This window comes from Pseudomonas salmasensis, assembly GCF_014268375.2.
Classification (GTDB): Bacteria; Pseudomonadota; Gammaproteobacteria; order Pseudomonadales; family Pseudomonadaceae; genus Aquipseudomonas; species Aquipseudomonas salmasensis.
The window spans coordinates 4470559-4483942 of the sequence record NZ_CP077083.1 but is presented as its reverse complement, the minus strand read 5'-3'; the positions used below and the strand labels follow the sequence as shown (position 1 = coordinate 4483942).

10 protein-coding genes are annotated in these 13384 nt (G+C 62.3%); 3 read left to right on the top strand and 7 right to left on the bottom strand.

Going from position 1 to position 13384, the window contains the following annotated elements:
* Together pfkB and ptsP are read right to left on the bottom strand one after the other, a co-directional pair.
* Window positions 1-921 (bottom strand): 1-phosphofructokinase, encoded by a 921-nt coding sequence (pfkB, locus tag HU731_RS20095; RefSeq protein ID WP_169913539.1) that lies wholly within the window; start codon window positions 919-921, stop codon window positions 1-3.
* The gene (ptsP, locus tag HU731_RS20090; protein WP_186608199.1) at window positions 922-3780 is read right to left on the bottom strand and encodes a phosphoenolpyruvate--protein phosphotransferase; all 2859 of its coding nucleotides are present in this window, start codon (window positions 3778-3780) and stop codon (window positions 922-924) included.
* A gap of 284 nt (window positions 3781-4064) precedes the next feature.
* Between ptsP and cra the strand changes: the two genes are divergently transcribed.
* Both cra and HU731_RS20080 read left to right on the top strand, forming a co-directional pair.
* The gene (gene cra / locus HU731_RS20085; RefSeq protein WP_186608200.1) at window positions 4065-5060 is read left to right on the top strand and encodes a catabolite repressor/activator; all 996 of its coding nucleotides are present in this window, start codon (window positions 4065-4067) and stop codon (window positions 5058-5060) included.
* Window positions 5061-5062: 2 nt separating this feature from the next.
* On the top strand, window positions 5063-5839 hold the full coding sequence (locus tag HU731_RS20080) for a TatD family hydrolase (RefSeq protein WP_186608201.1): 777 nt from the start codon (window positions 5063-5065) through the stop codon (window positions 5837-5839).
* Here HU731_RS20080 and HU731_RS20075 read toward each other — a convergent pair.
* The 5 genes from HU731_RS20075 to HU731_RS20055 form a co-directional block, all read right to left on the bottom strand.
* Entirely contained in the window at window positions 5786-6214 is a 429-nt protein-coding gene (locus HU731_RS20075; RefSeq protein WP_186608202.1) for a hypothetical protein, read from the bottom strand. The two genes, HU731_RS20080 and HU731_RS20075, sit on opposite strands and share 54 nt — an antisense overlap.
* Window positions 6215-6339: 125 nt before the next feature.
* The gene (locus HU731_RS28990; protein WP_407728583.1) at window positions 6340-7044 is read right to left on the bottom strand and encodes a methyl-accepting chemotaxis protein; all 705 of its coding nucleotides are present in this window, start codon (window positions 7042-7044) and stop codon (window positions 6340-6342) included.
* A 1576-nt stretch (window positions 7045-8620) separates the two neighbouring features.
* A complete protein-coding gene (ampE, locus tag HU731_RS20065; protein WP_186608204.1) occupies window positions 8621-9457 on the bottom strand; it encodes a regulatory signaling modulator protein AmpE in 837 nt (278 codons plus the stop codon).
* A complete protein-coding gene (ampD, locus tag HU731_RS20060) occupies window positions 9454-10017 on the bottom strand; it encodes a 1,6-anhydro-N-acetylmuramyl-L-alanine amidase AmpD (protein ID WP_003188448.1) in 564 nt (187 codons plus the stop codon). Before ampD ends, ampE begins: the two co-directional genes overlap by 4 nt.
* 61 nt (window positions 10018-10078) lie before the next feature.
* A complete protein-coding gene (locus HU731_RS20055) occupies window positions 10079-12211 on the bottom strand; it encodes a DUF1631 domain-containing protein (protein WP_186608205.1) in 2133 nt (710 codons plus the stop codon).
* Between the two features lie 245 nt (window positions 12212-12456).
* Between HU731_RS20055 and nadC the strand changes: the two genes are divergently transcribed.
* Complete coding sequence (nadC, locus tag HU731_RS20050) at window positions 12457-13305, top strand: carboxylating nicotinate-nucleotide diphosphorylase (RefSeq protein WP_047712568.1); 849 nt, start codon at window positions 12457-12459, stop codon at window positions 13303-13305.
* The last annotated feature ends 79 nt before the right edge of the window (window positions 13306-13384 follow it).

Genomic DNA, 13384 nt, shown 5'->3' with positions numbered 1-13384 from the left:
TTATTGTTCTGTCAGCGTGCGCACATCGACGCCGCTTTCGAGACGCGCCAACTGCGCGTCATCGCTGATGCCAAAACCGATCTGTGTCACTGCCATCGCGGCAATCGCCGTGGCCCGGCGCAGGGTGTGCTCCGGCGTGTCGCCACTGAGCAAACCGTGGAGCATCCCGGCCAGCAGCGAGTCGCCGGCGCCCACGGTACTGGCCACTGCCACTTTGGGCGGCGTGGCGTGCAGCGCCGCACCTGGGCGGTACCAGGTCACGCCTGCGGCCCCGTCGGACACCACCACATGCTCGACGCCTTGCTGATGCAGGCGGCTGATGGCATCGGTGGCGTTACCCAAGGCCTCGGCCAGCTCTTCGGTATTGGGTTTGACCAGCCACGGCCCAACCTCCAGCCCCAGGCGCAGCGCTTCGCCGCTGGTGTCCAGGGCGACTTTCAACCCGAGGTCCTTCAACGCCTCCAGCAGACCTTTAAACCACTGCGGGCTGACGCCGCGCGGCAGGCTACCGGCCACCACCACCGCATCGAACTCCGGGCCAATGATCGCGACCATCTTGAGCAGGGCTTTTAGCGCCTCTTCAGTCACCAGCGGCCCCGGTGCATTGATGTCGGTGACCCGCCCATCCTGTTCGGCAATCTTGATGTTGCTACGGGTTTCGCCGGGAACCCGGATGAAGGCATCGCCAAACCCACGGCGCTTGATCAGCGCATTGAAAGCCTGGGGGTTGGCACTGCCGAGGAACCCGCCCACGCTGACGTAATGGCCCAGGTCCGCCAGCACTTGCGCCACATTCACGCCCTTGCCCGCCGCGTGGGTGAGCATCGCTTCACTGCGATTGACCTCACCGGGTTGCAGGTGCGCCAGGCGTACCGTGAGGTCCAACGCCGGGTTCAGCGTCAGGGTCAGAATATTCGCCATCTACACGGCCTCCACTAGGGCACGCACTTGCGCGGGCGAACCCACCGCCAGTGCTTGTTGCGCCAGGCCCTGGGCCTCGCTCAGACTGAATTCACGCACTCGCGCCTTCACCTCGGGAATGCTGCGGGCCGACACGCTCAACTCATCCACACCCAGGCCGACCAGCACCGGTACCGCCAGCGGGTCCGCCGCCAACTCGCCGCACACACCCACCCATTTGCCATGGGCATGGGCGGCGCGCACGGTGATGTCGATCAGTTGCAAAACTGCCGGGTGCAAGCCATCGGCCTGGGCCGACAGGGTCGGGTGGCCGCGGTCGATGGCCAGGGTGTACTGGGTCAGGTCGTTGGTGCCGACGCTGAAGAAGTCGACTTCCTTGGCGAGCACCGGCGCCAGCAAGGCGGCTGAAGGCACTTCGATCATGATCCCCAGTTGCAGGTCCGCCACCGGGATCTCCAGGCGCAGGCGCTCGGTCATGTCCCGGGCGGCGCGCCACTCATCCACGCTGCCGACCATGGGGAACATGATGCGCAGCGGGCGGTTGTCTGCTGCACGCAGCAATGCGCGCAGTTGCGCTTCCATGATCTGCGGGCGTTGCAACGTCAGGCGAATGCCGCGCACACCCAGAAAGGGGTTTTCCTCTTCGGCGATCGGCCAATAGGGCAAAGGTTTATCGCCGCCCACATCCAGGGTGCGCACCACCAACGGGCGACCGTTGAGGCCGTCGAGTACGCGACGGTATTCGGCCTCCTGAGTGGCCTCGTCCGGCGCCTGGGGGTGGGCCATGAAAATCAGTTCGGTGCGCAGCAGGCCAATACCTTCGGCGCCCTGCTCCACTGCGCTGGCCACCCCGGCGCTTTCGCCAATGTTGGCGAACACTTCCACGGCGTGACCGTCCCGAGTCAGCGCCGCTTCATGGCGCTGGGCCGAGGCGGCTTGCAAGCGCTGTTCGCGGCTGTCGCGCTCCACGGTGGCCCGTTGCAGGGTGGCGGCGTCGGGGTCCACATGCAGGCGACCGCGCTGGCCATCGAGCAACAGTGGCGTGCCGGCGTTGAGCAGTAACACCGCAGCGCCAGCACCGACCAAGGCCGGAATGCCCAGGGCGCGGGCGACGATAGCGCTGTGAGCGGTGGCGCCACCTCGGGCGGTGAGAATGCCGGCAACGCGGGCCGGGTCCAGGCGTGCTACATCCGAAGGGCCGACTTCTTCCATCACCAGGATGTAGGGTTCGCTCGGTTCCTGGACGCTCTCGACGCCACACAACTGCGCCAGCACACGGCGGCCGATGTCACGCAAGTCGGCAGCACGCTCGGCCAGCAGGGCATCCTGCAAGGCTTCCTGTTGCTTGGCGGCGGCTTCGATCACGCTCATCCAGGCGGCTTCGGCGCTTTCGCCTTGCTTGAGGCGGGTGTCGACTTCGTCGGTCAGTTCCGGGTCGTCGAGCATTTCCTGGTGGGTGATGAAAATCTCGCGGATGGCCTTGGCCTGGCTGCGTTCGATCAGGCCTTGGATATCCGTACGCACTTCGCTCAAGGCCGTGTGCAGGCGCTGGCGTTCGGCGGCGGCAGACTCACCGCGCAGCGGGTAATCGAACACCTGCGGCACCTGGATATGGGCCGGGCCGATGGCAATACCCGGTGCGGCGGCAATGGCCTGGAGTTGGCTACCGCTCAGTGGCGCGCTGAGTACGGGTTCGATGTCGACCTGCGCTGGCTGTGCGCTCACGGTGGGCAAAGGCTCGACCTCTTCGCCAAGGCCCTCTTGCACGGCGGCCAAGAGCGCGGGCAGTGCATCGCCGGCCACCGTCGGCTCGGCCACAAACTCCAGCACCTGGCCACGACGCGCGCCGAGGCTGAGCAACTTGCTCAGGCTTTTGACCGACACGGCGCCCACCGCGCCATCGACGATGCGCACGCGGATATCGCCGTCAAAACTTTTCGCCAATTGCGCCAGGATCTTGGCCGGGCGTGCATGCAACCCGTGGGCGTTGGCCAGGGTAATGCGGGCGCTGGGCCAGTCCGGCGGCAGTTCACCGCCCAGCACTTCCAGCACCGCGCGGCTGCTGGTGGCGCGCCCCAACTCCTGGCCGCGCCCTTCAATCAGCAAGGCACACAGGCGTTCAAGCAGGGTCTGGTGCGCTTCACCGAGGCTCGCCAGGCAAAACAGGCCGTGCAAGGGCTGGCCGAGGTAACGCATGGGTTTGTCCGGCGTCACAAAGGCCAGGCCTGGACGCTTGACCGTCTGCTCGCTGTGCAGCCACCACAGGCCATCGCCCAGGGGCAGCGCGTCGACTTGCTGCAACACGGCGGCAAAGCCATTGCTCACGCAGTCGGCCTGGCGCAGCAGGCGTGCACCACGCCATACCAGCTCTTCAAAATCATCGGCCGACACGCCCAGGCTGATCATCTGTGCATCCAGCGCCAGTTCCTGGGGCGCGCCTTGCAACAGTTTCAACAGGGCTTCGGCACTGCCGGCACGGCGCAAGGCCTGGCCCAGGTCGGTTTCACCCAGGGCACGGGTGAGCAGTTGCAACAGGCGCAGGTGTTCATCGGATTTAGCCGCGATGCCAATCGCCAGGTAAACGATTTGGCCATCGCCCCAGTCCACCCCTTCGGGGAACTGCAGCAGGCGCACACCGGTGGAAAATACCTGGTCGCGGGTTTCTGGCGTGCCATGAGGAATGGCAATGCCTTGGCCGAGAAAGGTCGAACCTTGGGCTTCACGGGCTTGCAAGCCACTGAGATAACCTTCGGCAACCAGGCCATCGGCCACTAATTTGTCAGCGAGCAGGTGCAAGGCAGCAGATTTATCCACAGCCACCTGGCCCATGGATATCTGCTCTACAGTGAGCTCAAGCATGCCGTTCTCCTAGTTAGTGCGACAAGCGCACTAGGTATTGTTGTAGGTAAATATGTTCGAAATTAACTGACTGAGCGGTCAATTGGCAGTGGTCACTCAGCGGCGAACATCGTAAAAATACGCCTGCTGAAACGTTTAATCTAGAATTTATGGCAGCTTACGCGTTAATTGCGCAAGCTTGAAGGGCCACTCGGCGCTTGCTGTGGGACATGGGTCGAATGCTGGAATCGGTTACGATTGGACAAAATGTCGGGGCGAGCGCCAAAAAACAAGGAAATCCCGGTTTGAAACTCAGTGATATCGCACGTCTGGCCGGTGTGTCCGTTACCACCGCCAGCTATGTCATCAATGGCAAGGCCGAACAGCAGCGCATCAGCAACGCAACCGTTGAGCGTGTGCGTGCCGTGGTCCAGGCCCATGGTTTTACCCCCAACCCTCAAGCCGCCGGGCTGCGCAGCCGGCATACACGCACCTTGGGGTTTATCCTGCCAGACCTGGAAAACCCCAGCTACGCACGCATCGCCAAACTGCTGGAACAAGGTGCACGGGCGCGGGGCTATCAGCTGTTGATTGCCAGCTCCGATGACGAAGCGGACAGCGAACGCCAACTGCTGCAACTGTTCCGTGCCAGGCGTTGCGATGCGTTGTTCGTCGCCAGTTGCCTGCCGGCCAGCGATGACAGCTATCGCGAGTTGCAGGCCAAGGGGCTGCCGGTGATTGCCATCGACCGAGAGATGGAGCCGAACCAGTTCTGTTCCGTGGTCAGCGACGACCACCAGGCCTGCCAGCAACTCACCAGCAGCTTGCTGCAACCGCTGCCCAAACAGATTGCACTGATTGGCGCGCGGCCCGAGCTGAGCATCAGCCAGGCACGTACCGCCGGTTTCCGTGATGCGCTGCAAGGCTTTACGGGCGACGTGATCATCGAACAGGGCGAAGCCTTCAGTCGTGACTGCGGCAGAGAGCTGATGGAGCAACTGCTGCAACGCCTGGGGCATCTGCCGGACGCGCTGGTGACCACCTCCTACGTACTGCTGCAAGGCGTGTTCGACGCGCTGCATGACTTCCCCCTCAAGTCGCGCCCCCTACGCCTGGGCACCTTCGGCGATACCCAGTTGCTGGATTTCCTGCCGCTGCCGGTCAACGCCATGGCCCAGCAACATCAGTTGATTGCCGAGACCGCCCTGCGCCTGGCCCTGGCTGCCATTGAAGAAGAACAGTACCAACCCGGGGTGCATGCGATTGGCCGGACCTTCAAGCAGCGTATTCACGGGGCCTGAGCGTGGAGCTGATCGACACCCACACGCACCTGGACTTCGAGGACTTCGACCAGGATCGCTCGCACGTCCTCGCCCACAGCCGTGAACTCGGCGTGCGGCGCCTGGTGGTGCTGGGGGTGTACCAGAGGAATTGGCAGCGGCTGTGGGACTTGGTGCAGCAGGACGAAGGCTTGTTCGCCGCCTTCGGCTTGCACCCGGTGTATCTCGATGAGCATCGCCCTGCCGACCTGCTGGAACTGGGCGACTGGTTGACGCGCCTGCACGGCCACCGGCAACTGTGCGCCGTGGGCGAAATTGGCCTGGATTACTTTCTGGAACAGTTGGACCACCAGCGCCAGCAACCGCTGTTTGAAGCCCAACTGAAACTCGCGGTGGATTTCCAACTGCCGGCCTTGCTCCACGTTCGCCGCAGCCACGCCGCCGTGATTGCCACCCTCAAGCGCATCCGCGTGCCCAGAGGCGGCATCATCCATGCGTTCGCCGGCAGCGTTGAAGAGGCACGCGAGTACATCAAGCTCGGGTTCAAACTGGGCCTGGGCGGCGCTGCCACCTGGCCCCAGGCGCTGCGCATGCACAGGGTACTGGCGCAGTTACCACTTGATGCCGTGGTGCTGGAAACCGACTCGCCGGATATGGCCCCGGCCATGTACCCCAACCAGCGCAATAGCCCACAGCACCTGCCGCAGATCTGCACGGCCCTGGCCGAGCGCATGGGTATCAGCCCTTTATTGCTGGCTGAGGCGAGCACACGCAATGCGTGCGAGCTGTTCAACTGGTAGCGGGCTGATGACCTGCAACTTCAAGGTCATTGTCTGTCGATGTCGGGCATAGCGCACCACCAGCAAATGGATCAGCACGGCGACCAGCGAAATGTTCAACTGCCCGATCACACTGAGCAGCCCCAACCATTCAGCGACCAAGGCCACCAGCAAGGTCGCGCACGTCAGCATGATCATGCTCGGGCGTACCAGCGCCCAGTGGTCCAGGGCCTTGAACTGGCGCAACTGCTTGACGCACTCCAACTGCAAACCGCAGTGGCAATACGTACAGTCAAACGGCACCTCAATGGCAATGGCGTTCAGTTGCCAGGGCTTGAGCTCAAACGTCATGTTGCATTGGGCGCAATGCCCTTTGATACCGATTGCGGCGGCCATCGTTTTGTCCCCTCGTGACCGTGACGGATGAAATAAATTTTCACCTATTCACGCCCCGATAAAACACGCATTGGTAAATCAGGACATAAGCCACATGGCCCGCCGCTCTGTCCTTCAGAACCGCCCTACACCCGAAACGCGCCAATCAATTGCTTCAACTCAACCACCTGGGTTGCCAGTTGCCGACTGGCCGCTTCCGTGTGCTGCGCGCCTTGCGCTGCATGCTCGCCGGCGCGGTTGATTTCGACAATGTTCTGGTCGATGTCGTGGGCGACCGCCGTTTGCTGCTCCACGGCGGCGGCGATCTGCTGGTTCTGATCGACGATCATCCCAACCGCCCCCAGGATATTTTCCAGGGCTTGCTGGACTTTTTCCGACTGCCCTACCGTGCCATTCGCCATTTCATGGCTGCTACCCATGGCCTTCACCGCCGCACCCACGCCGCTGTGCAAGCGGATGATCATCTGCTCGATTTCCTCGGTAGAGTGCTGGGTGCGCCGAGCCAGGGTGCGCACCTCGTCGGCCACCACCGCAAACCCGCGCCCTTGGTCACCGGCGCGCGCCGCTTCGATGGCCGCGTTGAGCGCCAGCAGGTTGGTCTGCTCGGCGATGCTCTTGATCACTTCCAGAACGCTACTGATGGACTGGCTGTCGGTAGCCAGCTGGTTGATCACCCGCACCGATTCGTCGATCTCCGCCGCCAGGCGTGCGATGCCGCTTTGCTGGGATTGCACCAGCGCACGCCCGCTGACGGTTTCATCGTTGACGCTCTGGGCACTGCTGACCGCCGCCGCCGCGCTGCGCGCCACCTCCTGGGCGGTGGCGGACATTTGGTTCATCGCCGTCGCCACTTGCTCGATCTGGCTGCGCTGGCCGGACACCGCCTGGTTACTCTGTGCCGACACCGCCTGCACCTGGCCGGCCTGCAACTCGACCTGGCTGACCGTATGCCCAACGCGCTCGATCAGGTCATGAATCTTGGCCACGGTGCCATTGAACACCTGGCCCAGGTCGCCCAGTTCGTCACGGCTCTGGGCAACGAAGGTGACCGTCATGTCGCCCGCCGCCACTTTGTCCATCATCGCCCCCAGGCGACGCAAGGTGGTGCGGGTGGAGACAAAGAAACCGGCATAGAGATAGAAAATCAGCGCAAACACCGCCGCCAGGGCAGTGACCAGCAACACCATATGCAAACGGTTCTGCGCCAGGCGCTGCTGCAACTGCTGCCCGAGGAACGCCAGGGTGGCGTCATCCAATTGATAGGTCTTGGCCATCAGTTGGCTGACGCCGTCATAAAAGCCCTGCCAAGGCGCATCGAGAGTCTCGGCCATCACCACCTGCTCTTCGAAAAACTCACTGCCTTGCTTGAGGCTCGCCTGGCTGGCTTGCGCCGAGACGTCGAGGGCGGCGTGCGCGGCCTGGCTGGCGCCCAACGCGTCCTGCAGCTTCAGGCCGTATTCACCGTGGAGTTTTTCCAGCTGCTGCAGCAGTTCGTCAAAACGGGTGCTGGAGGACGAATTGATAAAGCCCTGCCCCAGGGAGTAGGCGCCCATCGCCCGGCCTTCGCCCAAGGCTTGGGTGACTTGAGGGGTGACGGTGGTGACCAGGTCGCTGAGCTGGCGCAGATCACTTTGCGGATCACGGCTCAAGCCGGCTTGGCTGGCGATGATCTGGCTGAACATCTGGGCCTGGTTGAGTAACTTGCTGATCAAAGCCGCTTTGTTGAGCAACGAGGTTTCCTGCTGCTGGGCCTTGAACGCGGCGATCAGTTCGTCGCGCTTACTGTCGAAGACGGCAACGTGCTCGGGCTGGGTCGCGATGGCGCGCAAGCTCTGCAAGCGCTCCACTACACTGGCTTCCAAGGCACTGATCTTGGTCTCCAGGTCTGCCGCTTTGCCAGACTGGCCGAGGGTCGCGTTGATCTGTACCTGGTTGTTGAGGGTTTCCAACTCGCGACGCAACGCCAGGCTGCTGCCAAGCAGGTCAAGGCTTTGCAGTTCGACGCGGGTGCCCTGGTATTCACGCCACGAATCGCGCACCAGGTAATAGTTGGTCGCCAGCATCGGCAGCAGGAACAGCACGCTGATCAGGCTGAACTTCATGCCGAAGCTCAGGCGGTTCATCAGCGCGACGGCGGGATAGAGCAAGCTCTTCACAGGTGACCTCCCCTTCTTTTATTTTTATTGAGGCGCAGGGCGGCGGCAGATAGCCACTATTTGGCGCTCTATCTGTATAGCTCAATTCGAAAGGGAGTTTTGTAACGTAAGGTTAACGGCGTGTCTGGAGGCCCTAACGCCATGTAGGAGCGAGCTTGCTCGCGAAAAACTTAACGACGCCGCGTTTATTCAGGAAGCACGCGTTATCGTTGACGTTTTTCGCGAGCAAGCTCGCTCCTACAAATTGGCATCAGGGGAGTACCGTCCAGATGGCAAACCCGGCATACCACAGCACCGCCGCGCGCAGCAGCAGTTCCCACAGGCGATCCAGGCTGTTAATGCCATCGGCCCCCACCACTGGCGGCGGGATTTCCGCAGCGGCCAGGCCGACTTTTTCCACCAACTGTGCCGCGCTGATGTCCCAGCTCAGCAGTTCGTGGAGCATCACCCGGCTGACCCCGACGAAATTGCCCACCAGGGCAAAGCTGGCCGCCAGCAGGCGTACCGGCAACCAGTCAAACGCGTGGCGCAGTTGCGTGGCGCGCTCGACCACCAAGGGGTTCTGGCTGTTTTCGCTGGCCAGTGCCAACAGGCGGTAGGCCAGGGCGGCCACCGGGCCCAGCAGGAAATACCAGAAAATCACCGCAAAAAAACTTTGATATGCCTGCCACAGCAGGTAGCCCTGGACACGCTCCAGCAGTTGCTCGCCACTGTCAGCGCCAATATTCAGGTCGCGCTCGGCCACATGCTCGGCCGCTTGCAGGTCACCGCGCCGCCAGGCATCGCGAAACGGCCCCAACCCTGCCAATAGGTCGCCACGGCCCAGGCTATAGATCACCACCAGCAAATGCACCGGCAATGCCAACAGGCCATAGGCCACTGGTTCCAGCACCAGCAACAGCAACGCCAGCAATGCCACCGGCAGCAGCACCAATACCAGCAGGATCAGCCAGGGCCGCTTGCCCATGCGCGGGCTCGATTCCAGCTTGGCCAGCTCACGCAGCCATCCGCCGTCACGCTGCAACCGCAGGCGCAAGGCTGAGAACTTCTCGATCCATACCGCCAGCACCAACACCAGGAAACTCATCGTTCGTGTCCTCCATCCTGCAGGGCGCTGCGAAAGCGCGTCCAATCAAAAGCGGGGCCCGGGTCGGTCTTGCGCCCCGGTGCGATGTCGCTGTGACCACAAATACGTTGGTGGGTGATCTTCGGGTAAGCCTTGAGCAACTGGCGGGTCAGGTCGATCAGCGCCGCATACTGGGCATCGGTGAACGGCAGGTCGTCCGTACCTTCCAGCTCGACTCCCAGGGAAAAATCGTTGCACACCTCGCGCCCGTCAAAAACGGAAACACCGGCATGCCAGGCCCGGTCGCGGCACGAAACAAATTGCGTCACAGTGCCGTCACGCTCAATCAGAAAATGCGCAGACACCCGTAGGCTGGCTATCCCTTCAAAGTAGGGATGCTCTGAAATATCCAGGCGGTTCTGGAAAAACTCCTGCACCTTGCCGGTCTTGAACTGCGCCGGAGGCAAACTGATGTTATGCACCACCAACAGCGAGATTTCGCCTTCAGGGCGCTCGTTGAAGTTGGGCGAAGGGCAATGACGAATGCCCTGGCACCAACCGCTGGCGGGGTCCAACTGCATACAGGCTCCTTGAGTGAGACGAGGTGTGACCAGTATGCCGCGTTCCACCCTGCGGTTGCGATCACTTGCCGCGATTGAGTTGCCGCAGGTCGCCCACCACGGCGGCCAGCGCACGTTCGAACAGCGGGCCATCGTCCAAGGCGTGCAGGACGCCCTGCTTGAACGCCAGGGCTAACTGGCACGCGTTTTTCTCCAGCACCTTGAGGCCCCCTCGGCTGACAAAAATATAGGTATCGGCGGGCGGCATGATTGCGGTCAACTTGCAGCGCAGGGTACCGGCTTCATGTTGCTGCAACGCTACCCAGACACCGACTCGCAACTGCTGGACCTTGAGCCGGTCGGGGTCGTCAGGGGGCATTGATTCGTCGGCGGCCGGCGGGCCAGCGTCCAGGGTAAAAGGCTCGCGGACTTCGACCAGCACCTCGCCGTCGAGCGGCTGAACATGCAGAGCCTGCAACCGCAGGAAAAACTCGCGGGTACTGAAAGGATCAAACGCCGCACCGGCCAACCCGTCACGCAATGCTTTGAGCAGCCCGGGTAATTGCTCCAGCAAACGCCGGCCGGCTTCGGTGTCTTCACGCAGGCCCACGCTCCAGAGCAATTCATCCAGGGTACGCAGCGCCGTCTGCCATTGCAGCGATTGTTCGCCGTGCTTGAGAACGGCCACTAACAGCACCTGGCTCCAGGCTTGCTGCACAAATTGCAGCACCGATGCCGGCAAGGTTTTGCCCACGAGCCGCCGATTGAGCACGCGCGCCACCTGGGTATGCAGGCGCTCTTGCTCGGCGTCACGGGTATGTCGCTCAAGGCGTTCACTGCGCGTGCGCTCTTGGGCTGTAAATGCGCTGAAGGTGGTGAGCAGTTGGGAGAAAATCGTCGGGTCTTCGACGAACTCATTCAGCAAACGCTGCACGAGTTGCTCGATACACAGATAGAGGTTGTCCCGTGGGGGTTCATGGGGCGGGCTCCAGCCGATGACGGCGCTCGCGATGTCATTGAGCAAGCGCCGCGCCGGATGCTGCGCGCAACTGAACAGGCTCTTGTCCAGCACCGCCACTTTCAGCAGCGGGATCTGCAAGCGAGCGATCAGCGCCTTGAAAGCGTCCGGCACACTGCTGTCATCGTGCATGAACTCGAACAGCATGGCCACCAGATTGATCACATCCTCGTCTGCTTCTTCTAAAACTCGCGACTTGCCACTCTTGACGCTGACCCGAGTGAGCAACTGCTCCAGCTGGCTGCGCAGGTCAAAATCGTCCTCGTTCTCCGGCTCTGGTACATATTGCTGCAAATGCGACAGCAGCCGCAGCAGATCGCGAGTGGCAATGGGTTGCGGCTCCGCGCTGGCTTCAAGGGTCGGGGCCACGCTGCCACGCACCGCTACCAGCAACGTCTGCAAGGCGCTGAACGCTTGCTGGCCGCTTTTATCCAGCGGCGGGTCGGCCACCGCTTGGCCGGTACAGTCCTGGTGCTCCCGGGCCGCACGCCCGCCGGCTCGACGGGATGGGACCGCTTTGAGTTCCGGCAATACGCCAGTGGCGATCAGCAATTGGTTGGCCTCGCCATACAACAGGTCGGCGTCACTGAGCACGTACTTCTCAAACAGCTTGAGCATGACCAGCTTGACGCGGATCTCCACCCCGAGGCTGCGCCCTGCTTGCAGGAAAAACTCGCACAGCCGCGCCGGGCCCAAGGGGTTTTCAGGATCATCCAGGCGCCTGCCAAGCAGTTCACTCAAGCGCGCGTTCAATTGCCCCAGCGCCAAGCCATCACGGTGGCGCACCCGACCGAGCATCGCCTCCAGGGCCACGGCTTTTTCCACGTCATCGGCGCTGGTGCCGGGTAGCGCCTCATAAGACACCAGCGGCACCAGGTGTGCCCCGCTGCACCGAGCCTGCCCCAGGTTGGCGAACGCCACGAACAGCTGCTCCATGAACACGCGTTCGAAGTTCTTGCGCTTGAGGCGCAGGTCGCGCATGGCCTCGAAAAAAATATGATGGTCGACGGTGCTACGGGCCTTTTCGGCCATTTCAAACAGGGTGTCGTCGGCGTTATCGAACAGTTCCTGCAAACCCTGCTGCAGCTGTTGCGCAGCCTTGTCACGCACCTGCAGCAACACCACCGGCAGGCGCGCGAGCGGCGATGGCGTGGCCTGTGCCCTGTTGATAGGCACCACCTTCCCGTCATTGTGCATCCTGGCCTCCTGAAACGGCGGTTTTGAGAGGTGGAAAGACCGGAGCAGGCCCGGCAGGCCCTGCAAATATCCCGGTTACCACCAAGACGTCAAAGCTATGACGCCAATTGCAAGGCGCGAGATTATCTTGCAAACGAGGGCAGTTGCGCCAGCACACTCTGACTTTGTGCGGTAAATGAGTGGCGAGCCTGGGTTAGAACGCACGCTGGCCCTATAATCGAGGCACTTTGTTTGTGGAGCCTGTTATGCCGAACCTCCGTCTTGCCGACCTCACCGCCGAAATCGAAGCCAACGTGCGCCGCGCACTGCTGGAAGACATCGGCAGTGGTGACATCACCGCGCAGTTGATCCCGGCCGAACGGCTGGCCAAGGCCACGATCATTACCCGTGAAGCGGCCGTGATTGCCGGTACGGCCTGGGTGGATGCGGTATTTCGCCAACTGGACCCACGGGTCGCCGTGCATTGGCAGGTAGCTGACGGTGAACGCGTCAGCCCCAATCAGGCGCTGTTCCACCTTGAAGGCCCGGCACGCTCGCTGCTCACGGGTGAACGCAGTGCGCTGAATTTTTTGCAGATGCTGTCAGGTGTAGCCACCCGAGCGCAGTTCCTGGCGGACTTTGTCGCGAGCACCCAGGTCAAACTGCTGGACACCCGCAAGACACTCCCAGGTCTGCGTTTGGCGCAGAAGTACGCGGTAACCTGCGGCGGTTGCCACAACCACCGCATCGGGCTGTATGACGCGTTCCTGATCAAGGAAAACCACATCGCCGCCTGCGGTGGTATCGCTCAAGCGATTACGGCCGCCCACAAGATCGCCCCGGGCAAGCCGGTGGAAATCGAAGTGGAAAGCCTGGAGGAATTGCGCGAAGCCCTGGCGGCGGGTGCCGACATCATCATGCTGGATGAACTGAGCCTGGACGACATGCGCGAAGCCGTGCGCCTGAACGCCGGCAAGGCCAAGCTGGAAGCCAGCGGCGGGATCAATGAAACCACCTTGCTGCCTATCGCTGAAACCGGCGTGGACTACATTTCCATCGGGGCGATGACCAAGGATGTGAAGGCGGTGGACCTGTCGATGCGCCTCAGTATCTGAAGATGCCGTAACTGTAGGAGCGAGCTTGCTCGCGAAAAACCCTAACGATAACGCGTACCTCTGGGGGCACGCGGTGGCC